We start from the raw sequence: 25528 nt of genomic DNA, 5'->3' as shown, positions 1-25528 counted from the left end.
AGTTGCCGTCACGGAGCTCGGACCGGTCAATTCTGCCTCCCGGGGCTACGTTTATTCGCCTCATACTCGCCGGGCTGTCGCGCCTTTCGCATCTCATGAATTGCCCAGCGGTCTGCGCAACGGAAAAGGTGCCTGAGTGGCCACAGAATGACACAGTCCTGGTACCTCCATTTCTGTGAGAATGCGGAGCCGCACGATGACGCTGACACACGGGCCTTTACTCGACGAGCGGACGGTGGCCGCCTACCTGCGGCGCATCGGCGCCCACCGGCCGCCCGCGCCGACCGCCGCCGCGCTGCGCGACCTGCACGGCCGCCATGTCATGACGGTGCCGTTCGAGAACGTCGACTTCCACCTGCGCGAGCCGATGGGCATCGGCGCGGCGGCCATCGAGAAAATCGTCACCAGGCGGCGCGGCGGCACCTGCTACGAGCTGAACGGGGCGTTCTTCGAGCTGCTGCGGGTGCTGGGGTTCGACGCGGAGGTGCTGGCGGGGCGCGTGGCGGACGGCGGCGTGCTCGGGCCGATCATCGGGCACATGGCGCTGCGCGTGCGCACGGCGGACTCGCCCGACCCGTGGCTGGTCGACGTCGGGTACGGCAGGGGCGCGCGTCACCCGCTGCGCTGGGTGACGGGGCAGCCGCAGCGGGATCCGCACGGGACGTTCGAGCTCGCCCCCGCGCCGCTCGGCGACGTGGACCTGCTGCGTGACGGCCTGCACCAGTACCGGCTGGAGGACAGGCCGCGGCTGGTGGACGACTTCGAGGCGATGTGGTGGTGGTACCAGCACTCGCCCGAGTCGCCGCACCTGAAGCACCTGTACTGCACGATCCCGACGGACGGCGGGCGGGTCACGCTCAGCGGCACGACGTTGTCGGTGCGGGAGAACGGCGCCAAGCTCACCACGGTGATCGAGGACGAGGACGAGCTGCGCGAGACCTACCGCGCCCGGTTCGGCGTCGAGCTGGCCGCACTGCCCCGGGGCTAGCTAGCGCGCGGGGGCGAGAGCGCGACGGTCGATCTTGCCGGACGGGGTCTGGGGCAGGGAGTCCACCAGGCGCACGTCCTTGGGGCACTTGTGCGGTGACAGCAGCGACCGCACGTGGTCGCGCAGCTCCCGCGCCGTCACCTCACCGCGCGGCACCACGTACGCGCGCAGCAGGGTCAGGCCCTCGTGCTCGATCCCCACGACCGCGCACTCCACCACGGCGGGGTGGGCCAGCAGGCAGTTCTCGATCTCGCTGGGCGCGATCCACTTCCCGGCCACCTTGAGCAGGTCGTCCGCCCGGCCGCTGAAGGTGAAGTAGCCGTCCTCGTCCCGGGAGAACAGGTCGGCCGAGCGGACGGTGTGCGGGGCCACGAAGGTGGCGGCCGACTTGACCGGGTCCTGCCAGTACTCCAGCGCCGCGGTCTCGCCGGTGATCTCCAGGCGGCCCACCTCGCCGTCGGGCAGCCGCCTGCCGCGCTCGTCGACCACCCGCACGTCGTAGCCGGGCACGGCCTGGCCGAGCGTGCCCATCCTGGCCCTGCCCAGCCGGTTGCACACGTATCCGTGGAACATCTCCGACGAGCCGATGCCGTCCATCACCTCGACGCCGAAGGTGTCCAGCCACCTGCGGTGCAGCTCGACCGGCAGCGCCTCGCCGGCCGAGATGCACACGCGCAGGCTGCTGAGGTCCTGGCGGGCGGCGTCGGGGTGGGCGAGCATGGCGCTCATCATGGTGGGCACGTTGACCAGGATCGTGGGCCGGTGCTCGGCGATCAGCTCGAAGATGCGCTCCGGCGTGCTCCGCTCGGGGAAGACGATCCCCGCCGCGCCCACGCGGAAGGGGAACAGCGCCGTCATGTTGTTGGCGTAACCGAAGAACAGCTTGGGCACCGGCAGCACCACGTCGCCGGGACCGAGCTCCAGCACCCCCTTGGCGAACCACTCCATGCTCAGCGCGGCGCTGCGGACCGGCAGCACGCAGGCTTTGGGCTTGCCCGTGCTGCCGGTGGTGAAGCGCCACATGGCCACGTCGCCGGGCGTGGTCGGGGCGGCCTCCAGCACGGTGGGCGCGGCGGCGGTCAGCGACTCGAAGTGGTGCTCGCCGGCCCGCAGCCGGTCCCGGGGCACGCCGACCACCAGGAGGTCGCGGATGCCCGCGGCGCGGAGCCTGTCCAGCGTGAAGGCGTCGGCCACGACCACGGCGGGGCGGGCGTACTCGGCGAAGAAACGGTACTCGTCGGGCCGCAGGTAGGTGTAGACCTCGGCGGTGACCGCGCCGATCTTCTGCACGCCGTACCAGGTGGCGACCGACTCCACGCCGTCGCCGAGCGCCAGCAGCACCCGGTCCCCGCGCCGCACGCCCAGCTCGCGCAGCACGTGGCCCACCTGGCTGGCCAGCGCCTGGATCGTGCCGTAGGTCACCGGACCCGCGGAGGTGAACAGCGCGGTCCTGCCGGGGTCGTTGCCGTCGAGGAAATGGGTGGCGATGTTCAGCGTTTCCGGCAGGTCCTTCGCGGTTGTCGTCATGCCGCCCATCGTCAGGGGGCTCGTCCCGGCGTACATCTCGCAGATTGCCGCAAGCTCGAAGATGCGTCGCACGGGGCGGAAGGCAAGGCTGAGAACGATCTGCGGAGGGAGGTGGGTCGTGGGCATCAGCGCGTTCGACGCCCTGATCGCGGCGGATCAGAAGATCGAGCAGAAGGACTGGATGCCGGACGGCTATCGGGCGAGCCTGATCAGGCAGATCGCGCAGCACGCGCACTCGGAGATCATGGGCATGCAGCCCGAGGCGGCCTGGATCAGCCGGGCGCCCAGCCTGGCGCGCAAGGCCGTCCTCATCGCCAAGGTGCAGGACGAGGCCGGGCACGGGCTCTACCTGTACGCGGTCGCCGAGACGCTCGGCGCACGCCGGGAGGACCTGCTCGACGCGCTGCACGAGGGCCGGCAGAAGTATCTGTCGTTCATCAACTACCCGACGCTCACCTGGGCCGACGTCGGCGCGCTGGCGTGGCTGACCGACGGCGCGGCCGTGGTCAACCAGGTGTCGCTGTGCCGTACCTCGTTCGGCCCGTACGCCCGGGCGCTGGTGCGCATCTGCCGTGAGGAGTCCTTCCACCACCGGCAGGGCTTCGACCTGCTGCACACGCTGTCGCGCGGCACACCCGAGCAGCGGCAGTCGCTGCAGGAGGCGGTGGATCGCTGGTGGCAGCCGGCGCTGGCGATGTTCGGGCCGCCGGACTCGAAGTCCACGCATTCCGCGGCTTCCATGGCGTGGCGGATCAAGCGGGCCAGCAACGACGAGCTGCGGCAGCGGTTCGTGGATCTGTGCGTGCCGCAGGCCAAGGCGCTGGGGGTCCGCCTCCCGGACCCGGCGCTGCGCTGGAACGCCGAGCGCGGGCACCACGACTTCACCCCGCCCGACTACGACGAGCTCATGCGGGTCGTGGCCGGCCACGGGCCGCGCAACAGGCAGCGGCTGGCGCACCGGCGGCGCGCCCACGAGGAGGGCGCCTGGGTCCGCGAGGCGGCCGCCGCCCACGCGGCGAAGCACGCGGCCGCGCCGGGGACCGCCGCCCAGCACGCCTCAGCGCAGGAGGACGCGGCGGAGTGGCCGCTCTGGGAGGTCTTCGTACGGCCGCGCCGCGGGGTCAGCCACGTCCACGCGGGCAGCCTGCAAGCCCCTGACGCCACCGTCGCGATGCACAGCGCCCGCGACCTCTACACGCGCAGGGAGGAGGGCGTGTCGCTGTGGGTGGTGCCGTCGCGGTCCATGGCCGCCTCGGACCCGGAGCACAAGGACGCCTACTTCGAGCCCGCCGCCGGCAAGCCGTACCGGCATGCCTCCTTCTACCCGCCGCCCGAAGGAGTTGAGGGCCTGTGACCAGCCTGTTCGACTACCTTCTCGGGCTCGGCGACGACGCGCTCGTGGCCGCGCAGCGCACCGCGGAGTGGTGCGCGAGGGCGCCGCAGCTGGAGGAGGAGGTGGCGCTGGCCAACGTCGCGCTGGACCAGCTGGGGCAGGCGCGGGCGTTCCTCGGCTACGCCGGCGAGCTCGAAGGCGCCGGCCGGGACGAGGACGCGCTGGCGTTCCTGCGCGACGAGGCCGGGTTCCGCAACGCGCAACTCGTCGAGCTGCCCAACGGCGACTTCGGCACGACCGTGGCCAAGACGCTGTTCCTGGCCGCCTACCAGAAGCTGCTGTTCAGCCGGCTGGCCCGCACCGCCGAACCCCGGCTGGCCGGCATCGCCGCCAAGGCCGCGAAGGAGAGCGCCTTCCACGTGAGCTACGCCTCCGCCTGGACGATCCGCCTGGGTGACGGGACGCCGCTGTCGCACCGGCGCATGCGTGACGCCGTCGAGGAGGTGTGGCCGTACACCCACGAGCTGTTCGAGCCGTGGACGGCGCCCGAGGCGGGCCTGGACCCGGCGACGCTGCGGGAGCCGTGGCTGCGGGTGGTCGAGAAGGTGCTCGGCGAGGCGACGCTGTCCCGGCCGCAGGACGGCTGGGCGGCCACGGGCGGCCGGCACGGCCGGCACACCGAGTGGCTCGGCCCGCTGCTGGCGGAGATGCAGTCCGTCCACCGGGCGCATGCGGGAGCACGCTGGTGAGGGCGCGCGTGGAAGCGGCGGTGGCGGCGGTGCCCGACCCCGAGCTGCGCGTGCTGTCCATCGGGGAGCTGGGCATGCTGCGCGGGGTGAGCGTCGACGACGGCGGCCACGCGGTCATCACCGTCACCCCCACCTATCTCGGCTGCCCGGCGCTCGAGTTCATCAAGGCGGACGTGGCCGCGGCGGCGCGGGCGGCGGGCGCGACGGGGGTGGAGGTGGTGGTCTCGCTGTCGCCGCCGTGGACGACCGACTGGCTGAGCGAGACCGCACGGGCCAAGCTCGCCGACGCGGGCATCGCACCGCCGGGCCGGCTGTCGCTGCCGATGCTCGCGCCGGGGTGCCCGCGGTGCTCCTCCCCCGACACGACGGAGCTGGCCAGTTGCGGCGCGGCCGCCTGCATGGCGTTGCGGCGCTGCACGGGCTGCGGCGAGCCCTTCGAGCACATGAAGGCGCACTGATGGCCAGGCCGCGGTTCCACCGCGTCCGCGTGGAGTCGGTCACGCCGGTCGCCGCCGACGGCAGCGCGGTCGAGGTGACCTGCGTGGTCCCGGACGAGCTGACGGACGCCTTCGCCTTCACTCCCGGCCAGCACGTCACGGTGCGCCTGCCGGTGGACGGCCGCCAGATCCGCCGCGCCTATTCGCTGTGCTCCACCCCGCGCGAGCTGACGGCACGCGGCAGGCTGCGCCTCGGCGTGCGCCTCGTGCCCGGCGGGACGTTCTCCTCCCATGCGGCCCGGGACCTGACACCGGGCGATCAGCTCGAACTGCTGTCGCCCGTCGGCACCTTCGGCGTGCCGTTCGATCCCGCGCGCCGCCGCCGCTACGCCGCCGTGGCCGCGGGCTCGGGCATCACCCCCGTGCTGTCGCTCGTCGCCACGGCGCTGGACACCGAGCCGGGCAGCCGCTTCACGGTCCTGTACGGCAACCGCGCGGCCTCCTCGACGATGTTCGCCGACGAGCTGGGCGATCTGAAGGACCGCCATCCGCGGCGGCTGCACCTGGTGCACCTGTTCTCCCGCGAGCAACCGCGGGCGGGCCTGCCCCGCGGCCGGCTGGATCGCGCGACGCTGGACGTGCTGCTGCCCCGGCTGGTACGGCCCGCCGAGGTCGACGAGTGGTTCGTGTGCGGCCCGGCGGGCATGGTGAGCGAGGCCGCAGCCGCCCTGGCCGGCCACGGCGTCGACCCCGCCACGGTCCGCACCGAGCTGTTCCACGTGGGCGAGAGTCCCCGTGAGAGCCGGACGGAGCCCGCCGGCGACGCGGCGGAGGTGAGCGTCGTCATGGACGGCCGGGTCACGACCGTGCCCCTGGAGCCGGGGCGCAGCGTGCTCGACGCGGTCATGGCGGCCCGCCCCGACGTGCCCTACTCCTGCCAGACCGGCGTCTGCGGCACCTGCCGCGCCCGCGTCGTCGAGGGCGAGGTGCGCATGGCGCGCACGTGGGCGCTCACCGACGAGGACCGGGCGGCGGGCGACATCCTGACCTGCCAGGCGGTGCCGCTCACGGACCGCGTGCGTATCGACTTCGACGTCCTGTGATCTTCGGCATCGGGAGTACCCATGACCATCGCGCACCGAACCTGCCCCATCTGTGACGCCGTCTGCGGCCTGCGCCTGCAGCTGGACCAGACGGGTCACGTCCTCTCCGTCAAGGGGGATGCCGACGACCCGTTCTCGCGCGGTTACATCTGCCCCAAGGGCGCCAGCCTCGGGACGCTCGACGAGGACCCCTCCCGGCTGCGTCATCCGCTCGTGCGCCAGGACGGGGAGCTGCGGGAGGCGTCGTGGGAGGCGGCCTTCGAGGCGGTCGAGCGCGGCCTGGGGCGGGTGATCTCGGAGCACGGGCGCGACGCCGTCGCCGTCTACTTCGGAAACCCGACATTCCACACAATGGCGGGGTTCATGTATCGGATGCCGCTCACCCAGTCGCTCGGCACCCGCAACGTCTACTCCGCCAGCACCATCGACCAGATCCCCAAGCAGGTGGCGTGCGGCCTCATGCTCGGCGATCCCTTCGCGATCGCCGTGCCCGATCTCGACCGCACCGACTTCCTGCTGGTCATCGGCGCCAATCCGGCCGAGTCGCACGGCTCGCTGTGCGCCGCCCCCGACTTCCCCGGCAGGCTCAAGGCGCTGCGCCGGCGCGGCGGCAGGCTGGTCGTGGCCGACCCGCGGCGCACCAGGACCGCCGCCATGGCCGACGAGCACCTGTTCGTCCGCCCGGGCACCGACGCCCACCTGCTGATGGCCGTCGTGCACACCCTGCTGGCCGAGGAGCTGACGTCGATCGACCTCGACGTCGACGGCCTGGACGAGCTGCGCGAGACGGTCGCCGCGCACACCCCGGAAGCGGCCGCGGAGATCTGCCGCGTGCCCGCCGATCGCATCGTCGCGCTGGCCCGCGGCCTGGCGGCGGCGCCCACGGCGGCCGTCTACACCAGGATCGGCACCTGCACCTCGGAGTTCGGCACGCTCACGCAGTGGCTGGTCGACGTGATCAACGTGCTGACCGGCAACTTCGACAGGCCCGGTGGCGTCATGTTCACCCGGCCGGCCATCGCGGAGATCTTCCGGCCGCGTGAACCGTTCACCACGGGCCACTGGCGCAGCCGGGTGCGCGACCTGCCGGAGGTGATGGGCGAGCTGCCGGTCTCCACTCTCGCCGACGAACTGGAGACGCCGGGCGAGGGCCAGGTGAGGGCCATGGTGACGGTGGCGGGCAACCTCGTGCTGTCCGCCCCCAACGGCCCGCGCCTGGACCGGGCGATGGCCGGGCTCGACTTCATGGTGTGCGTCGACCCCTATCTCAACGAGACCACCAAGCACGCCGACGTCATCCTGCCGCCGCCGCGGATGCTGCAGATGCCGCACTACGACTTCCTGCTGTCCACCGTGACGGTGCGCAACTACGCCAGGTTCTCGCCCGCCGTCCTCCCGCTGGACCCCGATCAGCGTTCCGAGGCGGAGATCCTGGCCAGGCTCACGCTCATCGCGGCGGGCCAGGGCGCCCAGGCGGATCCGGCCGCGCTCGACGAGGCGATCGTCGGCCAGGTGCTCGGCGACGCGGCGGGCCTGCGGGCCGAGCTCGGCGGCGACAGCGGGCCCGAGCTGATGCTCGACGCCCTGCTGCGGCTCGGCGCCTACAAGCTCTCGCTGAAGGACCTGCTGGCCCGGCCGCACGGCATCGACCTGGGCCCGCTGGAGCCCCGGCTCGGCGAGTTGCTGCGCACGCCGTCGGGACGGGTCGAGCTGGCGCCCGCGGCGATGGTCGAGGAGGCGCGCCGGCTGCGCGCCCGGCGCACCGCACCCGGCTCGCAGATCCTGCTCATCGGGCGGCGCCAGCTCCGCTCCAACAACAGCTGGCTGCACAACGTGCCCACGCTGGTCGGCGGGAGCAACCGGTGCACCCTGCACGTGCACCCCGACGACGTCGCCCGGCTCGGGCTGGGCGATCAGGCGCTGGTACGGTCTGCCGCCGGCGAGGTCGTGGTGCCCGTCGAGCCCACCGAATCGATCATGCCCGGCGTGGTCAGCCTCCCGCACGGGTGGGGCCATGCGGGGAAAGGGCAGCCGGTGGCGGTCGAGCACGCCGGCGTCAACGCCAACGCGCTGACCGACGAGAGGGTCATCGACCCGGTGTCGGGCAACGCGGTGTTCAACGCGGTTCCCGTGACGATCAGCAAAGTCAGCGCATGACAGCGAAGCCGGGCAAGGGATAGGGAACGGCGGCACGAGCCGGACTCGTGCCGCCTACCAGCCGGATCTGATCGTGCGCGCGATGTGCGCCCGGTCCTCCTCCGACAGCCACCAGCCGACCGGGATGTGCACCACCCGGTCGTGCACGGCCTCCAGCCCCGGCAGCGCCCGCCCCGGCGGCGCGCAACCGTGCGCGTCGTTCCGCCGCGACACCATGCTGACCTCCACTCCGGCCTCGGCCATCTTCCGCATGAACCCGGCGCGGTCGTCCACCTTGACGGGGTAGAGCCAGAACGACGACTCCAGCCCCTCGCTCCGCGCGGTCAGCTCCAGACCGGGCACGCCGGCCAGCTCCGCGTCGTAGAACGCCGCGTTGCCGCGGTGCCGGGCGATCCGGTCGTCCACCGCGGTCAGGCTGCTCAGGCCGATGGCGGCGGAGATCTCGTTCATGTAGAAGTTGTAGCCCCACTCGGGCACGTCGTAGTCGGCGTGCACCCGGTCGGCGTCCCGTTCGATGCCGAAGAAGCGCAGCCGGCGGGCGCGCAGCAGGTCCTGCTCGCCGCGCAGGACGAGCAGGCCACCGGTGCCGCAGCTGAGGTGCTTGGTCGCGTGGAAGCTGAAGACGCACAGGTTGCCGTGGTTGCCGAGCGGGCGGCCGTGGACGCGGGCGCCCCACGCCTGGGCGCAGTCCTCCACGACCACCGGGCGGTGGCCGTGGGCCGCCTCGGCGTCGTCCAGGACGCGCGTGAGCCGGTCGACGTCCACCGGGGAGCCGCCCCAGTGCACCACCATGATCGCGCGAGTCAGGGGGGTGATCTTCTTCGCCAGGTCGTCCAGGTCCATGTTGAGCGTGGCCGGGTCGATGTCCACCCAGGTGATGCGCTGGCCGCCGGCCAGGATGCTCCAGTTCGTCGCCTCGAAGGTGAACGGGGTGCTGAGCACCTCGCCGCCCGGCCGGTCGGCGGCGCCGGCCAGGCGCAGCGCGAGCTGCAGGCCGGAGGTGCCGTTGTTCAGCGCGGCCACATGAGGGTTGCCGAGCCGGGCGCCGAGCTCGCGCTCGAACTCCCCGACCAGCGGCCCGTGGCCGAGCATGCCGCTGTCCAGGACGGCCGTGACGCGGTCGGCGGCGTCGGCCGCCATCTCCACCTTGAACAGGGGGATCACCTAGCGGTTCCGTCCTGCCGCACGCCGAGGAACAGGCAGCGACCGGCCAGCATGGCGCCGGTCTCCTCCAGGCAGGTGGCCGTGAAACCGGCCCGCTCGAAGGCCGTCGCGTACTCCTTGCGCGAGAACAGGCTCATCACCTGCGTGTGCTCGAAGGTGCGTATGCCGGCGCCGTCGGCCACCACGAAGTGGGCCTGCACCCGCACGGTGTCTCCCACCCGGAAGGACCGCGCCACCCTGGCGATGGTCCGTCCGTCCTCGCGCACGACGTCGTCGCCGATGTACCCGTCGACGAAGCCGTCCCTGAAGTACCAGGGCTCCACGATGAGCACCCCGCCGGGCGCCACGTGCCGGCCCATGCTCGCCACCGCGGCGTCGAGCTCGTCCGTGCCCTCCATGTAGCCGACCGTGGCGAAGAGGCTGCACACGGCGTCGAACTGCCGGCCGAGCCGGAAGTCGCGGATGTCGCCCGGGTGGACCGTGACACCCGGCAGCTTGGCCTCGGCGCGTGCCCGCATCCCCTCCGACAGCTCCAGCCCCGCGACGCGGGGAAAGCTCTCCCGCAGCCATCTGAGGTGCTCCCCGGTGCCGCAGGCCACGTCCAGCAAGGAGTCCGCGTGGGGCGCGTGCTCGCGGACGAGGCGGGCCACGACCTCGGCCTCTTTCCGGTAGTCCTTGCCCCGGCGCCGGTAGAGCAGATCGTAGATCTCGCTGACGTCGTCGCCGTAGACGTTGCCCTCCCCGGTGACGTCGTCAATGGCCACAGCCGTTTTCCCGTTCGGTACGGACGCGAGCACTGTCATGTCACTGCCTCTTTCTCACCGGTTTCGCATTCCGTTTGCTTACGCCTCCGATCCTGCTCGGCGGCACGGGCCGGAACCAGGCTTTCGGCGGGCAGTAAGCTGCAGGCCGTTTTCCCCTCGCTGCCAGTTTTCCGCAGGGCTCACGTCGGCGGCCGGAAAGGCGCCGGGAAAACTCCTGGCAGGCGAAACAGTACTCCGGCAGATGCGCCGGGAAAACTCCTGGCAGGCGAAACAGCACTCCGGGAGATGCGCCGGAAAATCGTGGATGTGACGCTGACCACGTGCCCTATTCGTCCACGAAACCGTGAGGACTCGCATAGCGATGGGTGTCGACACCACTGTTTTCGAGCACCGCCTCGCCGTACCGCCCGAGCCTGGCCTCACTCCCGAGGACGTGGTCGCCAGGGCGGAGGCCATGATTCCCGCACTGGTCGAGCGCCAGGCCGAGACCGAGCAGCGCACGTTCTACGGCCAGGACGTCCACGAGGAGTTCTCCCGGGCCGGCTTCTACCGGATCCTGGTGCCCCGCCGGTTCGGCGGCTACGAGTTCGGGATCGACACCTTCGTCCGCGTGGCGATCAACCTCACCAGAGGCTGCCCGTCGACGGGGTGGATGTACTGCCTGGGCGCCGCGCACGCGCTGCCCGCCGCCACGCTCTTCGGCGAGCGCGCCCAGGAGGAGATCTTCGCCTCCGGCGAGTTCGTCTGCCCCGCGACCGTGATGCCCGGCGGGAGTGCCGAGCGCACCGCCGACGGGGACTGGCTGATCAACGGCACCTGGGGCTACTGTTCCGGCTCGCCGTACGCCACTCACTTCATGGGCCACGCCCTGCTCGAGTCGGGCGAGCCCATGCTGTTCATCGCCCCCCGCAGCGAGTGGACCCGCCTGGACGACTGGGGTCAGGCGCTGGGGCTGAAGGGCAGCGGGTCGCACAGCATCCGCATGGAGAACGGCCGCGTCCCCGACCGCTACACGATCAAGCACCACATGAGCCAGGTCGACGTCACCGGAGGCACACCGGGACGCGCGCTGCACGGCCCCGCCTACGGGGGCGGGCAGCTCAGCTTCATGGTCTTGGAGGACGCGCTGCTCGCCGTCGGCATGGCCAGGGGCGCCCTGGACGCGTACGAGGACCTCATGCGGACGCGGACGACGCCGTTCCCGCCCATCGTGACGCGCAGCGAGGACCCTGACTTCCAGTTCAGGTACGGCAAGGCCGCCGGTCTGATCGCCACGGCGGAGGCGGCGACGCTGGACGCCGCCCGCCAGTGGCGCGAGGCGAGCGCCGCCGGAGCGGCCGCCGTCACCCACGAGCACGAGCTCGGCCTGGCCGGGATCTGCCACGAGGCGGTCGCCCTGTGCTGGCGGGCGGTCGAGTCGTACCTGTTCCCCACGGCGGGGTCGAGCGCCGTCCGCAGCGGCGAGCGCATCGAGCGCGTATGGCGGGACATGTCGATGTTCGTCACCCACGCGGGGGTCTCGACGTTCCTCGCCACCATCGCCAAGCGTGATCTGGCCAAGGCCCGGTTCGGGCTCGAATAGGGGAATTGCCATGACAGACCTGCAGGACGCGCCACCGGTTCCGGACGCCCGGCCGAAGACCCGTCCGATGACCGGCGCCGAGTACATCGAGAGCCTGCGCGACGACCGGGCGATCTACCTGTACGGCGACCGCGTCGCGGACGTGACCGCGCACCCGGCCTTCCACAACCCGATCAGGATGACCGCCAGGCTCTACGACGCGCTGCACGACCCGGAACGGCGTGACGCGCTCGTCGTGCCGACCGACACCGGCAGCGACGGCTTCACCCACAGCTTCTTCACCACCCCGCGCAGCGCCGAGGACCTGGTGGCCAACCAGCGCGCCATCGCCGCGTGGGCGCGGATGAGCTACGGATGGATGGGCCGCAGCCCCGACTACAAAGCGGCCTTCCTCGGCACGCTCGGCGCCAACGCCGAGTTCTACGAGCCGTTCGCGGACAACGCGCGGCGCTGGTATCGGGAGTCGCAGGAGAAGGTCCTGTTCTGGAACCACGCGATCGTGCACCCGCCGGTGGACCGCAGCCGGCCGCCGGACGAGGTCGCCGACGTCTTCGTGCACGTGGAGAAGGAGACCGACGCCGGCCTGGTGGTGAGCGGGGCGAAGGTGGTGGCGACCGGATCGGCGCTGACCCACTACAACTTCATCGCCCACTACGGCCTGCCCATCAAGGACAAGAAGTTCGCCCTGGTGGCGACCATCCCGATGCACGCGCCGGGGCTGAAGCTGATCTGCCGGCCCTCCTACACCGCCGCGGCGACGGTGATGGGCAGCCCGTTCGACTATCCGCTGTCGTCCCGGCTGGACGAGAACGACACGATCCTCGTCCTGGACAAGGTGCTCATCCCCTGGGAGAACGTCTTCATCTACGGCCACCTCGGCAAGGTGCAGTTGTTCACCGGCCGCTCCGGCTTCCCCGAGCGCTTCACCTTCCACGGGTGCACCCGCCTGGCGGTGAAGCTGGAGTTCATCGCCGGCCTGCTCGCCAAGGCCGTCGAGATCACCGGCACCAAGGACTTCCGGGGCGTGCAGAGCCGCATCGGCGAGGTGCTGGCCTGGCGCAACCTGTTCTGGGGGCTGTCGGACGCGGCCGCGCGCAACCCCGTCCCGTGGAAGAACGGCGCGGTCCTGCCCAACCCGGAGTACGGCCTGGCCTACCGCTGGTTCATGCAGATCGGCTACCCCCGGGTCAAGGAGATCGTCGAGCAGGACATCGCCAGCGGCCTGATCTACATCAACTCCAGCGCCGAGGACTTCAAGAACCCCGAGGTGCGGCCCTACCTGGACAAGTACCTGCGCGGCTCCGGCGGCATCGACTCGGTCGAGCGGATCAAGGTGATGAAGCTGCTCTGGGACGCCGTGGGCACCGAGTTCGGCGGCCGGCACGAGCTGTACGAGCGCAACTACGCGGGCAATCACGAGAACACCCGCGTGGAGCTGCTGGCCGCGCAGACGGCCAGCGGCCAGGTGGACGGCTACAAGGCCTTCGTCGACCAGTGCCTGAACGAGTACGACCTGGACGGCTGGACGGTGCCCGACCTGTCCTCCTTCGACCACCTGCGGCAGGCCAAGAACGGCCTGCGCTTCTGATCCCACCCCGTACGGGAAGAAGGCGGCGGAACGGCTCCAACCCGACCGACGGCAGGAAAGGGGCGCCGCCCGTCAGACGACGGGCGGCGCCCCTTTCCTGCCGTCGTCAGACGACGGGCGGCGCCCCGAGCCGTCCCGTCCTGACGGCCTGCGCGAGGAAGACCGCATCCCCATCGCCGACCGGGTGCGGGAGAAAGTCTCGATCCGCGGGATCGCACGCCAACCCGGCCGTGCGCCCTCGGCCGTCAGCCGAGAGGTCCGCCGCCGCAACCGGCACCCCGCCGGCGGCCGGTGTCGACCGCGTGCGGCCCAGGCCCGCACCGACGCGCGCCGGCCCGGGCGCACAGTCCACACCCGCGGGGGCCTCGACGCCGTCGCTGCCGAATCGAACGCCGGACCACGAAGGACGCTCGGCCGGGAAACCCCAGCCGAGCGTCTCGTCATGCTTCTGGCGACAGCCAGTCGATCAACCGTGTTGCGACGATCCCTGGAATACGCCGACCCCGGGGTGCTTTCCGTGTGCCCGCCGGTCAGCGCAGGGCGACGTCGGCCTGCTCGACGGCCGCCAGGAACTCGCCGCGGGAGATCGCGGCGGCCACCAGCTCGATGTCGTCGGACATGAACCGGTCCTCCTCCAGGACCGGCACGAGCGAGCGGACCCGCTCGTAGGTGGCCAGCCCGGCCGGACTGAGCCGGTCCAGGCGGCCCGACAGGTCCACCGCCTGGGCGGCGGCGAGGAACTCCACCGCGAGGATCCTGCTGTTGTTCTGCAGCACCCGGCGCGCGTTGCGGGCGGCGATCAGCCCCATGCTGACGACGTCCTGGTTGTCGCCGTTGGACGGCACGCTCTGCGTGCTGGCGGGGCCGATCGTCCGGTTCTCCGCGACCAGGGCGGTGGCGGGGTACTGGGCTCCGGCGAACCCGCTGTTGAGCCCGGGGTCGCCGGCGACGAGGAACTCGGGCAGGCCGTTGCTGAGGTGGCGGTTCAGCAGCCGGTTGGTCCGCCTCTCGGAGAAGACGCCGAGCTGGGTGAGCGCGATCGTCAGGTAGTCCATGACGAAGGCGACCGGCTGGCCGTGGAAGTTGGCGCCGTGGAAAACCTCCTTGCCCTCGAAGACGAGGGGGTTGTCGTTGGAGGAGTTGAGCTCGGTGTGCAACGTGGCGGCCGCGTGGTAGACCGTGTCGCGGACGGCGCCGACGACCTGCGGGATGGCCCGCAGCGTGTACGCCTTCTGCAGATAGACCTCCGTCCGGTGGACGCCGTGCTCCGGCGCCTCGCCGTCCTTGCGCCGGCCGCGCGGCGGCTCCCTGTCGCGCAGGATCGACAGGCGCAGCGGGTCGACGCTGAGCGCCTGGCGCAGCTCGCTGTGCTCCACGGCCAGGCCGCTGCCGTTCAGCAGGGCCCGCATGTTGGCGGCGACGTCGATCTGCCCCTGGTGGGGGCGGGCGATGTCGTGCCCGTCAGCCACGAACGGGCTGGTCGAGCCCTGCAGCACCTCGCAGATCAGCGCGGTGACGATCTCGGCCTGCCGCACCTGGTCCAGGGCCCGGGTGACGAGCAGGCAGCCCAGCCCGGTCATCGCCGAGGTGCCGTTGATCAGCGCCAGGCCCTCCTTGAACCGCAGTTGCAGCGGCTCGATGCCGAGCTCGCGCAGCACCGGTCCGGTCTCGGTGCGGCGCCCGTCACGCAGCACGTACCCCTCGCCGATCAGCGTCGAGGCGACGTGCGCGAGCGGTGCCAGGTCACCGCTCGCGCCCAGCGACCCGATCTCGGGGATGGCGGGCGTGATGCCGAGGTTGAGGTAGAGCGCCATGCGTTCGAGCAGCTCCGGCCGGACCGCCGAATAGCCCTTGGACAGGGCGTTGAGCCGGGCCGCCAGGACCGCCCGCGCCTCGTCCTCGGCGAAGATCGGGCCGACGCCGGCGCTGTGGCTGCGGACGAGGTTGGTCTGGAGCTGCACTTCGTTGGAGGTGTCGACGAGCATGTAGATCATCTCGCCGTAGCCGGTCGTCACGCCGTAAACGGGGATGCCCTGTGCGATGACGTCCTCGAACAGCCGTCTGTTGGCCGCGACCTTGGCCAGGGCTGACGGGGCGACGCCGCAGGTGACCTGGTTCTCGGCGATCAGCCGTACTGTCGGGACAGCCAGGTTCTCCCCATCGAAGTCGACTGACGTCGAGGTCTCCACAAGTGTCACATCACTCACCCGCCATAGATTGGTTGACAGCATCAGCGGAAAGCGCGTGCGCGCTGACCTGAGCGGCCAGGCCGTTCAGGGTGGGGTTGGCGAAGAACTCCCAGAGGGGCACCTCGACGCCGAACCTCTCACGCACGCGATCGAGCAGACGGGGCACCATCAGCGAGTGCCCGCCCACAGCGAAGAAGGGGTCGCCGTCGCTGTCCGGCTCGGCCCCCAGAACGTCTGACCAGATGGCGGCCAGCTCCAGCTCCGCCGACGTCCGCGCGGCGCCGCGTGGCCCGCCGGTCGCCAGCGCCGGCAGCATCCGCCGGTCGATCTTGCCGCCCACGTTGCGCGGCAGCGCGCTGACCGTCTTGACCGACAGGGGCAGCGTGCTCTTGCCGAACCGCGTGCGCAGCGTGGCCCGCAGGTCGGCGGCCCGCACCTCCGCCTCGCCCGCCGCCGTGCGGTTCGGCACGACGTAGGCGACCAGGCGGGTGATCCAGCCGTCGGGGCCGCTCACCGGGACGAGCGCGCACTCGGCGACCGCCTCGTTCCGGTTCAGCGCGTCCTCGACCTCGGCCAGCTCGACGCGGGTGCCGTGGAACTTGATCTGGGAGTCGCCGCGGCCGCGGAACTCCAGCAGGCCGTCCCACCGCAGGCGGCCGAGGTCGCCGGTGCGGTAGAAGCGGCCGAAGCCGGACCCGCACGCCTGCAGGTGGTACACGGGCTCGAAGGGCCGGGTGTCCTCGCCGCCGCCGACGTACCCGAGCGCGACGTACGGACTCCGGACCACGAGGTGCCCGGTGACGCCGGGCGGGCAGGGCCGGTCCCAGTCGTCCAGCACGACGACCTGCCGGCCGGGGATGGACCTGCCGATCGGCGTCATGCCGTGCACCGGCCCGGTCACCTCGTACCAGGTCGCCAGGATCGTCTCCGTGGCGCCGTACAGGTTCGCCAGCCGCACGGCCGGGAGGTTCGCGCGCAGGTCGCCGGCCAGGTCGCCGGGCAGCGGCTCACCGGCGAGCAGCAGGCAACTGAGCGACAGCGACCGGCCGCCCTCGCCCTCGGTGATCGCGTCGAGGAGCTTGCGCGCGAAGCTCGGCACGGTCTGCAGCAGCGTGATGCGCTCGTCCGCGAGCCAGTCCGCCAGCTTCTCCGGATGCGCCCTGATCCGCTCGGGCACGGGGCAGAGCGTCGCGCCGCCGGTCAGCGCGGCGAACGTCTCGACCAGCGCGGCGTCGTAGCCGGGTGCGGCCCACTGGGCGACCCTGGCACCGGGCCGCATCCGGAACTCGGTGGCCAGCCAGGTGGCGAACTGCGCCAGGCTGCCGTGCGACTGGATGATCCCCTTGGGCTTGCCGGTCGAGCCGGAGGTGTAGGCGACGTAGGCGGGCTCGGTGGTCATGGGACTGACGAGCGCGACCGGCCGGGCGGGCGCGGCGAGGACGGCGACGTCGACGACGGTGCCGCCGAGCTCCTCCTCGTACCAGCGCACCAGGTCGTCGGCCGGGCCCTCCACCAGCATGCAGGCGGGCCGCAGCTCGGCCAGCACGGCCTTGCCCCGCTCGCCCGCGTCGCCGGTGGCCAGGCAGGTCAGGTACGCGCCCGCGCCGAGCGTGCCCAGCACAGCGGCGACCTGGGCGGGGCCCGGTGACATCCGGACGACCACGGAGGCGCCCTCGGCCCGGTGCGCGCGCAGGGCGGCGGTGACGGCGGATGCGCGCCCGTCCAGCTCGCGGTAGGTCAGGCTGCCGTCCGGCCAGTCCAGCGCCACTGCGTCCGGCGTGCGCACGGCGCGGGCGCGCACGAGTTCGGGCGCGGAGGGCAGCAGCGGGTCGAGGACCGTCGTCTGGTCCGCCTCGCGCACCCTGGCGCGCGTCCGCGCGTAGTCCTCCAGCGGGATCTGGTCGGCGGGCAGGTCCGGCGCCCGCAGCGCGATGGCCAGGAACGTGCGGAGCTGGTCGAGCAGCAGCCCGGCCGACTCCTCCTCGTACAGGCTGTCGCGGTAGGTCAGCGAGCCGGTCAGCTCGGACCCGACGTGCTCCATCGTGAGGCAGAGGTCGGTCCTGGCGGTGCCCGCGCGCGGGCGCACCGGCCGCACCTCGGCCGCGCCCAGGCAGGGCACCGGCTCGGCCTCGTCGCGGTAGTCGAACAGCACGTCGCACAGCGGCATCCGGCGCGGGTCCCGGTCCAGCCGCAGCGCCTGCACCAGCCGGTCGTACGGGATCATCCGGCACTGGTACGCCTGCGTCACCGCCTTCGCCACCCGGCGCACGGCCTGCCTGAAGGTGATCCCGCCCGACAGGTCGGCGCACAGCACGACGTGGTTGCGGAACGGGCCGACGAGGGCGCCGGTCCGGACCACGGGCCGCAGGTTCACCGGGGCGCCGACGGCCACCCGGTCCTCCCCGCTGTGCCGGCGCAGCAGGCACAGGAACGCGGCCAGCATGACCGCCGGGCGGCTGACCCGCTCCTCGCGCGCCAGCTCGGCGACGGCCTGCCCGAGCACGGGCGCCCACGCGAAGGGGACGGCCCCGCCGCCGAAGGACGGCCCGTCGGGCCGGGGCCGGTCGGCGGGCGGCGCGGGCGACGGGGGCGGCGGGGTCAGGTTCCTGGTCCACCAGCCGAGCAGCCGGTGGAACTCCGGGGTGTGCCCCTGGTCACGCTGCCAGCGGGCGTAGGAGGCGTACTGGAGCCCGTCGGGCGGTGGCGGGACCTGCTGGTCGGCGTAGCCGTCGGAGAGCTCGTCCAGCAGCGTCGCGAGGGACCACTCGTCGGCGACGGCCTCGTGCAGCCGCAGTACCAGCAGGTGGTCACCGTCGTCCAGCCGCGCCACGGTGAGCTGCGCGAGCGGTCCGTTCTCCAGGTCGAGCGGGGTGCGCGCGAGGTCGGCGCAGAGCTGCTCGGCCGATGTGCCGGCGGCGCCGATCTCGGTGAAGGCGTGCGGGTGGCAGCCGTCGGCGATCTCCTGCACGGGCAGCCCGCCGTCCTCCACGAGGGTGGTGCGCAGGATCTCGTGGCGGAGCACGACCCCCCGCCAGGCGGCGCGGAGCGCGGGCACGTCGAGTTCGCCTGTCGTTCGGTAGGCGCGAAGCATCGTGTAGGCGGGTGAATCCGGGACCAGTTTCTGCAGAAACCACGCTTGGTCCTGCAGCCACGAGGTCGCCGCTCTCTTGACACCGGACTTCCTCACCACGACATCGTCAGCTCGAGCCGCCGTGCGGGGCATCTCTTGACGTGCTGCGTTGCCCGCGGCTGGCAGGAAACAGCGGTGCGGGGACAACTTGCTGCCACCGCTCCACCTTGCCCCAGTTCATTACCAATCGCATTCTATAGGCAAGAGAAATACCCCGTAATTGACAGACCCGCATCTCGGGGAATTGTGCGGGGAAAGGCGGCTGAGTTCATTATGCACATTATCTTGACGCAATTCTCCGCCGGGAGCCCCTGATGGTGGCCCTCGTCACCGGAGCCGCGGGCGGCATCGGGGCGGCGATCGCGCGGACGCTGGGAGAGGAGGGCATACCGGTGGCCCTCCTGGACCGGGACGAGGACGGTCTGCGGGAGCTGGCCGGGAAGCTGGGCGCGGACGGCCTGCGGGTCGCCGCGTTCCCGGTGGACGTCGGCTCCAGCGCCCGGGTGGAGGCGGTGGTCGACGAGGCCGAGCGGCTGCTCGGCCCCATCACCAAGCTGGTCAACGCGGCCGGCGTGCTGCGCACCGGCCGGGCGGTGACCATGTCGGACGACGACTGGGCGGCGACGTTCGCAGTCAACGTCAACGGCGTCTTCCACGTCTCCAGGGCGGTCGTCTCCCGGATGGTGCCGCGGCGGGCCGGGGCGGTCGTCACCGTCGCCTCCAACGCGGCGCTGGTCGCCCGCGCCGACATGGCCGCCTACTGCGCGTCCAAGGCCGCGGCGACGGCGTTCACCAAGGCCCTGGGGCTGGAGGTGGCCGGCTACGGGATCCGCTGCAACGTGGTGACCCCGGGCTCGGCCGACACCCCGATGCTCTCGGCGCTGTGGAGCGACCGCGACCGGGCGCTCCGGTCGTCGATCGAGGGCAGCCCCAAGGTCTACCGCACCGGAATCCCGCTCGGAAAAATCGCCACCCCGGCCGATGTCGCGGAGGCCGTCGCATTCCTGCTTTCGAGCAGGGCGAAACACATCACGCTGCAGCACCTGACGGTGGACGGCGGCGCCACGCTGGGCGCCTGAATTTCTTCATCGCACAACCAGATTGAGGCAACAATGATCGGGATTCCTTACATCACGCCGTATCCGATGCCGGACTCCGGCGAACTGCCTGTCAACACTGCTCAGTGGACCGTCTCCCCCGACCGGGCCGTGCTCCTGCTGCACGACATGCAGAATTTCTTTCTGAATGCCTTTCCCTCCGGCGAGGCCCCGGTGACGGACCTCATCAGGAACGCGGGCGCGTTGCGCGAGCGGTGTGCCGCCGCCGGCATCCCGGTCGCCTACACCGCGCAGCCCGGCGGGATGACCGCCGGGCAGCGGGGGCTGCTCAAGGACTTCTGGGGACCCGGCATGTCCACCGACGCCGTGCAGCGCGGCGTCGCGGACCCGGTGGCGCCCGGGGCGGACGACTGGGTCATCGTCAAGCGGCGCTACAGCGCCTTCCACCAGACTCCCCTGCTGCAGAGGCTGCGTGACAGCGGGCGCGACCAGCTGATCATCGCCGGCGTGTACGCGCACATCGGCGTCCTGATGACGGCCGTCGACGCCTTCACCCACGACGTGCAGCCGTTCCTGGTGGCCGACGCCGTCGCCGACTTCACCCTCGAGGACCACCGCATGACGCTGCGGTACGTGGCCGGGCGGTGCGGCGTGGTCACGACGGCCAAGCAGCTTCTGACCGATCTCGCGCCGGGGGCCCGGAAATGAACCCGGACATGAGCGCCGACCGGCTTCTGGACGAGATCCTGTCCCCCGCGCCTCCTCCCTTCGCGCTACTGCACCGGCCGGGCGCCGGACGGGAGGGCGTGCTGGACGTGCTGGTCGGCGACGTCTCCGCGGTCGCCACGCTGAGCGAGCTCCCGCTGCCGGACGAGCCGGGCGGCGAGGGCCCCGAGCTGCTCACGCTCATCCCGTACCGGCAGATCACCGAGCGCGGCTTCGAAGCCCGCGACGACGGCGCCCCGCTCGTCGCGATGACCGTCACCGGCCACGGCAGCCTGCCGCTGCCCGCCGCCCTGGCACGCATCCCCGACCGGCCCGTCCGGACCCGCGCGCGCAGCGTGGACACCGCCGACGACGACTACGCGGCCATCGTGCGCGCCGTCATCGACGAGGAGATCGGCCGGGGCGAGGGCGCCAACTTCGTCATCAAGCGCTCGTTCCTGGCCGACATCACCGACTACACCCCGGCCAGCGCCCTTACGCTGTTCCGCCGGATCGCCACCCGCGAGACGGGCACGTACTGGACGTTCATCATCCATACCGGCGACAGGACCTTCGTCGGCGCCTCGCCCGAGCGGCACATCAGCGTCTCCGCGGGCGTCGCGGTGATGAACCCGATCAGCGGCACCTACCGCTACCCCCCGTCCGGGCCGACCGTCGGCGCGCTCATGGGCTTCCTCGGCGACAAGAAGGAGACCGACGAGCTGTACATGGTGGTGGACGAGGAGCTCAAGATGATGGCCCGGATCTGCGAGTCCGGCGGCCGCCTGACGGGACCGTACCTGAGGGAGATGTCCAGGCTCGCCCACACCGAGTACTACATCGAGGGCGAGACCACCCGCGACGTGCGCGAGATCCTGCGCGAGACGCTTTTCGCGCCGACCGTCACCGGTAGCCCGCTGGAGAGCGCGTGCCGGGTGATCAGCCGCTACGAGAAGGAGGGACGCGGTTACTACAGCGGCGTCGCCGCGCTGATCGGCAGCGACGGGGCGGGCCGGCGGACGCTCGACTCCTCGATCCTCATCCGCACCGCCGACATCGACGCCGCCGGGCGGGTCCGGATCGGGGTCGGCGCGACGCTCGTCAGGCACTCCGACCCGGTGTCGGAGGTGGCCGAGACCACGGCGAAGGCGGCCGGGCTGCTCGACGCCCTGTGCGCCGAGCCGCCCGAGCAGCTCGCCGAGCACCCCGAGGTGCGCGGCGCGCTGGAGGGGCGCAACGAGGGGATCTCCGGGTTCTGGCGGCAGGAGCAGGCCGAGCGGACGTTCTGGACGCCCGACCTGATCGGCCGCCGGGTGCTGGTGGTGGACGCCGAGGACACGTTCACCTCGATGATCGGCCACCAGCTCCGCTCGCTGGGCCTGCAGGTGACCGTGCGCCGGTTCGACGAGCCGTACACGCTGGACGGCCACGACCTGGTGGTGCTCGGCCCCGGCCCCGGCGACCCGGCCGACCTGGCCCACCCCAAGATCGCACACCTGCGCGGCGCGGTGGCGCGGCTGCTCGGCTCCGGCACCCCGTTCCTGGCCGTGTGCCTCAGCCACCAGGTGCTCAGCGGAGCGCTCGGCCTGCCCCTGCGCCGCAGGGAGGTGCCCAACCAGGGCGTGCAGCGGGTGATCGACCTGTTCGGCCGCCGGGCCAGGGTCGGCTTCTACAACACCTTCGCCGCACACGCCCCGGCGGACGAGATCGAGCCCGCCGGCCTGGCGGGGACCGTCGCGGTCAGCCGCGACCCGGAGACGGGCGAGGTGCACGCGTTGCGCGGGCCCGGGTTCGCCTCCATGCAGTTCCACGCCGAGTCGGTGCTCACTGCGGACGGGGTCGGCATCCTGCGTGACGCCCTGCTGTCGGTGGTCGACCGGATGCCGGTGCGCCGATGAACGGGCGGGGGAGGACGGCGACCGTACTCATCGCCGGTGGCGGCATAGGAGGGCTGGCCGCCGCCGTCGGCCTGGCGAACCAGGGTCACCGGGCGGTGGTCCTGGAGCGCAGGGACGAGTTCAGCGAGCTCGGCGCGGGCATCCAGCTCGGCCCCAACGGCTTCGCCGCGCTGGACCGGCTCGGGGTCGGGCAGGCCGTGCGCGACCTGGCCGTCTACATCGAGGAGCTGCGCTTCATGGACGGCACGACCGGTGAGCGGGTGGCGAGCATGCCGCTCACCGGCCGCTACCGGGCGCGCTTCGGCAACCCGTACGCGGTGGTCCAGCGGGTGGACCTGTACGGCCCGCTGCTGGCCGCATGCCGGGACCATCCGCTGGTCGAGCTGCGCGGCGGCAGCCACGTGATCGGCTACGAGCAGGACGCCGGCGGCGTGCGGGCGTTGCTCGGCGGCGGGGCCCGGGTGGCCGGCGACGCGCTGGTGGGGGCCGACGGCCTGCACTCCATGATCCGCGCGCGGCTGGTCGGCGACGGCGGGCCGCGGGTGTCGGGACACACGATCTTCCGTTCGGTCATCCCGATGGAACGGGTGCCCGACGACCTGCGCTGGAACACCGTCACGCTGTGGGCGGGGCCGCGCTGGCACTTCGTGCATTACCCGATCGGCGGCGGCGAGTTCCTGAACCTGGCCGCCACCCGCGACGACGGCGCCGCGACCGTGGTGACCGGCCGGCCGGCCGAGCGCGAGACGGTGCTGGGCGCCTTCCCCGGACTCGGCGAGACCGCCGGACGGCTGCTGGAGCTGGGTGCGGAGTGGCGCGAGTGGGTGTTGTGCGACCGCGACCCGGTGGCCGACTGGACCGACGGCCGCGTGGTCCTGCTCGGCGACGCGGCCCACCCCATGCTCCAGTACGCCGCCCAGGGCGCGTGCATGGCGCTGGAGGACGCGGTGACGCTGGGCGAGCTGGCCGACTGCGGCCCCGCCGAGTTCCCGCAGCGGTTCGAGAAGTACAACGCGGCCCGCCGGGCCCGCACGGCCCGGACCCAGCTCGTCTCCCGCGAGATGGGCAGCCGCCTCTACCACCCCGCCGGGGCCGCCGCGCTCGCCAGGAACCGGATGCTGTCCGCGTTCTCCGAGGACGAGCTGCACGACAAGGTCGCGTGGCTGCACGGCGCCCGCGACTTCACCGAGACCATGGAAAGGATGCGTTGATCAATTATGTGCGGCATTGCTGGATGGGTGAGTTACGAGCGCGATCTGACCGGCGAGCGGAACACGATCACGGCGATGACGGCGACCCTGGAGTACCGGGGCCCCGACGCGGGCGGCGTGTGGACCTGCGCCCGCGCGGCGCTCGGCCACCGGAGGCTGGCGATCATCGACCTGGAGGGCGGCAGGCAGCCGATGGCCGCCGGCGGGGAAGGCCTGCCGGTCATGACCTACAACGGGGAGGTCTACAACTACCGCGAGCTGCGCGAGGAGCTGCGCGGGCTGGGCCACGAGTTCCGCACGGCCAGCGACTCCGAGGTGGTGCTGCGGGCCTACCTGGAGTGGGGCGAGGACTTCGCCGACCGGCTCGACGGCATCTTCGCGCTGGCCATCTGGGACCCGCGCACCGAGGAACTGCTGCTGGTGCGCGACCGGATGGGGGTCAAGCCGCTCTACTACTACCCGACGCCGGACGGCGTGCTGTTCGGCTCGGAGCCGAAGACCATCCTGGCCCACGACGAGGCCGAGGCCGTCATCGACGCCGACGGCCTGCGGGAGATCTTCACGATCGTCAAGACGCCCGGCCACGGCGTGTTCCGGGGCATGCACGAGGTACGGCCGGCCACGGTCCTGCGCTTCTCCCGCGAGGGCCGCGGGGAGCACCGCTACTGGCGGCTGCGGGCCCGCCCGCACACCGACGACCTGGACACGACGATCGCCACCGTGCGCTCACTGCTGGCCGGCATCGTGGACCGGCAGCTCGTCGCCGACGTGCCCGTGGGCACGCTGCTGTCGGGCGGGCTCGACTCCAGCGCGATCACCGCGCTGGCCGCCGCCGCACTCGCCCGCAAGGGCGTCGCGGAGCCGCTGAAGGCGTTCTCGGTGGACTTCAAGGGCCACGAGTCACGCTTCCAGGCGAACGTGCAGTGGGAGGATCCCGACACTCCGTTCGCCGTCGAGGTGGCCGAGCACGTCGGCGCCCGGCACATCATCGTCGAGCTGGACAACGCCGAGATCCTCGACCCGGAGGTCAGGGGGACGGTGCTGCGCGCCCAGGACCTGCCGGTCTCCACCGGCGACATGGAGTACTCGCTGCTGGTGCTGTGCCGCGCGCTGAAGCAGGAGATGACGGTCGCGCTGTCGGGCGAGGCCGCCGACGAGCTCTTCGGCGGCTACACCTGGTTCCACGATCGGGATGCGATCGAGTCGGACACCTTCCCCTGGCACTCCCCGTTCAAGAAGGCGGGCGGCATCGGGGCGCTGCAGGACATCGGCCTCTGGGAGCGGCTGGGGCTGGCCGAATACGTCAAGCAGCGCTACAGCGAGGCGCTGGAGGAGGTGCCGCGGCTGCCCGGGGAGACGGGCGTCGAGGCGCGGATGCGGGAGCTGACCTACCTCAACCTCACCCGCTGGGAGAACTTCCTGCTGGACCGCAAGGACCGCATCAGCATGGCGGCGAGCCTCGAGGTCCGGGTGCCGTTCACCGACCACCAGCTGGTCGAGTACGTCTACAACACGCCGTGGGCGATGAAGAACTTCGACGGCCGGGAGAAGAGCCTCCTGCGCGCCGCCATGCGCGGCGTACTGCCCGACTCGGTCCTGGACCGCAAGAAGAACCCCTACCCGTCCACCCAGGACGAGGGATACGAGACGGCGCTGCGCGAGAAGCTGGAGGCCGTCCTCGCCGAAGGCGGCCCGGTGCTCGCGCTGGCGTCCGAGCAGGAGATCCGGACGCTGCTCGACGCGCCCGCCGGCTCCTACGCCATGGGCGGCCCGTGGAGCGCCCGCGCGGTGATCGAGCGGCTGATCGAGTTCAACACATGGGTCACGGCGTACGGCGTGCGCGTGGAGCTTTGAGAGGGACTCGCAGAGGAACAGGGCCCTCCGCGGCCGGCTCGGCCGGCCGCGGAGGGCCCTGTCGCGAAAAGACCTCCCGCCCACCTCGGCA

General features: G+C 72.0%; 17 protein-coding genes and 3 pseudogenes. 15 read left to right on the top strand and 5 right to left on the bottom strand.

The window, feature by feature from the left end:
• Positions 1–196: 196 nt before the first annotated feature.
• Positions 197–988, top strand: a complete 792-nt coding sequence (locus HS041_RS15115; RefSeq protein WP_196441315.1) for an arylamine N-acetyltransferase family protein — start codon at positions 197–199, stop codon at positions 986–988.
• Here the strand turns inward: HS041_RS15115 and HS041_RS15110 are convergent, their stop codons facing one another.
• A complete protein-coding gene (locus HS041_RS15110) occupies positions 989–2515 on the bottom strand; it encodes a benzoate-CoA ligase family protein (RefSeq protein WP_230879079.1) in 1527 nt (508 codons plus the stop codon).
• An 88-nt stretch (positions 2516–2603) separates the two neighbouring features.
• Between HS041_RS15110 and paaA the strand changes: the two are divergent.
• From paaA to HS041_RS15085, 6 genes and pseudogenes are all read left to right on the top strand, one after another.
• Positions 2604–3560 (top strand): annotated as a pseudogene (paaA, locus tag HS041_RS15105) (1,2-phenylacetyl-CoA epoxidase subunit PaaA); the annotation flags it as partial.
• Positions 3561–3593: 33 nt separating this feature from the next.
• A pseudogene (paaB, locus tag HS041_RS38340) lies at positions 3594–3869 on the top strand (1,2-phenylacetyl-CoA epoxidase subunit PaaB); the annotation flags it as partial.
• A complete protein-coding gene (paaC, locus tag HS041_RS15100) occupies positions 3866–4597 on the top strand; it encodes a 1,2-phenylacetyl-CoA epoxidase subunit PaaC (protein ID WP_196441314.1) in 732 nt (243 codons plus the stop codon). The pseudogene paaB and the gene paaC, both read left to right, overlap by 4 nt.
• Complete coding sequence (gene paaD, locus HS041_RS15095) at positions 4594–5055, top strand: 1,2-phenylacetyl-CoA epoxidase subunit PaaD (protein WP_307845300.1); 462 nt, start codon at positions 4594–4596, stop codon at positions 5053–5055. Before paaC ends, paaD begins: the two co-directional genes overlap by 4 nt.
• Complete coding sequence (locus tag HS041_RS15090; RefSeq protein ID WP_196441313.1) at positions 5055–6137, top strand: 2Fe-2S iron-sulfur cluster-binding protein; 1083 nt, start codon at positions 5055–5057, stop codon at positions 6135–6137. The genes paaD and HS041_RS15090 overlap by 1 nt, the downstream gene beginning before the upstream one ends.
• Before the next feature lie 21 nt (positions 6138–6158).
• Positions 6159–8294 carry a molybdopterin oxidoreductase family protein gene (locus HS041_RS15085; RefSeq protein WP_196441312.1) on the top strand — a complete coding sequence of 712 codons (2136 nt, stop codon included), beginning with the start codon at positions 6159–6161 and terminating at the stop codon, positions 8292–8294.
• 54 nt (positions 8295–8348) lie between these two features.
• On the opposite strand, the gene HS041_RS15080 is transcribed toward HS041_RS15085, so the two are convergent.
• Both HS041_RS15080 and HS041_RS15075 read right to left on the bottom strand, forming a co-directional pair.
• A complete protein-coding gene (locus HS041_RS15080) occupies positions 8349–9458 on the bottom strand; it encodes a DegT/DnrJ/EryC1/StrS family aminotransferase (protein WP_196441311.1) in 1110 nt (369 codons plus the stop codon).
• Positions 9455–10222 (bottom strand): class I SAM-dependent methyltransferase, encoded by a 768-nt coding sequence (locus HS041_RS15075; protein ID WP_196441310.1) that lies wholly within the window; start codon positions 10220–10222, stop codon positions 9455–9457. Before HS041_RS15075 ends, HS041_RS15080 begins: the two co-directional genes overlap by 4 nt.
• Before the next feature lie 361 nt (positions 10223–10583).
• Between HS041_RS15075 and HS041_RS15070 the strand changes: the two genes are divergently transcribed.
• The 3 genes and pseudogenes from HS041_RS15070 to HS041_RS40595 all read left to right on the top strand — a co-directional run.
• The gene (locus HS041_RS15070) at positions 10584–11804 is read left to right on the top strand and encodes an acyl-CoA dehydrogenase family protein (protein ID WP_196441309.1); all 1221 of its coding nucleotides are present in this window, start codon (positions 10584–10586) and stop codon (positions 11802–11804) included.
• A 10-nt stretch (positions 11805–11814) separates the two neighbouring features.
• A complete protein-coding gene (locus HS041_RS15065; protein ID WP_196441308.1) occupies positions 11815–13392 on the top strand; it encodes a 4-hydroxyphenylacetate 3-hydroxylase family protein in 1578 nt (525 codons plus the stop codon).
• A pseudogene (locus tag HS041_RS40595) lies at positions 13392–13729 on the top strand (helix-turn-helix domain-containing protein); the annotation flags it as partial. The gene HS041_RS15065 and the pseudogene HS041_RS40595, both read left to right, overlap by 1 nt.
• A gap of 193 nt (positions 13730–13922) precedes the next feature.
• Here the strand turns inward: HS041_RS40595 and cmdF are convergent.
• Entirely contained in the window at positions 13923–15599 is a 1677-nt protein-coding gene (cmdF, locus tag HS041_RS15055) for a tyrosine 2,3-aminomutase (protein WP_196441306.1), read from the bottom strand.
• Positions 15592–18768, bottom strand: a complete 3177-nt coding sequence (locus tag HS041_RS15050; RefSeq protein WP_196441305.1) for a non-ribosomal peptide synthetase — start codon at positions 18766–18768, stop codon at positions 15592–15594. The genes cmdF and HS041_RS15050 overlap by 8 nt, the downstream gene beginning before the upstream one ends.
• A gap of 257 nt (positions 18769–19025) precedes the next feature.
• Here HS041_RS15050 and HS041_RS15045 point away from each other — a divergent pair, with 257 nt between their 5' ends.
• The 5 genes from HS041_RS15045 to asnB are packed head-to-tail and all read left to right on the top strand — an operon-like array spanning position 19026 to position 25437.
• A complete protein-coding gene (locus HS041_RS15045) occupies positions 19026–19790 on the top strand; it encodes a 2,3-dihydro-2,3-dihydroxybenzoate dehydrogenase (protein ID WP_196441304.1) in 765 nt (254 codons plus the stop codon).
• 33 nt (positions 19791–19823) lie between these two features.
• On the top strand, positions 19824–20477 hold the full coding sequence (locus HS041_RS15040; protein WP_196441303.1) for an isochorismatase family protein: 654 nt from the start codon (positions 19824–19826) through the stop codon (positions 20475–20477).
• Between the two features lie 8 nt (positions 20478–20485).
• On the top strand, positions 20486–22372 hold the full coding sequence (locus tag HS041_RS15035; RefSeq protein ID WP_196441302.1) for an anthranilate synthase family protein: 1887 nt from the start codon (positions 20486–20488) through the stop codon (positions 22370–22372).
• Positions 22369–23583, top strand: a complete 1215-nt coding sequence (locus tag HS041_RS15030; RefSeq protein WP_196441301.1) for a 3-hydroxybenzoate 6-monooxygenase — start codon at positions 22369–22371, stop codon at positions 23581–23583. The genes HS041_RS15035 and HS041_RS15030 overlap by 4 nt, the downstream gene beginning before the upstream one ends.
• A 6-nt stretch (positions 23584–23589) precedes the next feature.
• Complete coding sequence (gene asnB / locus HS041_RS15025) at positions 23590–25437, top strand: asparagine synthase (glutamine-hydrolyzing) (RefSeq protein WP_196441300.1); 1848 nt, start codon at positions 23590–23592, stop codon at positions 25435–25437.
• Positions 25438–25528 lie beyond the last annotated feature (91 nt).

Source organism: Planomonospora sp. ID67723 (assembly GCF_015711605.1).
Lineage (GTDB): Bacteria > Actinomycetota > Actinomycetes > Streptosporangiales > Streptosporangiaceae > Planomonospora_A.
Note: the sequence above shows the minus strand (reverse complement) of the source record. Positions and strands in the feature narration are given on the sequence as shown.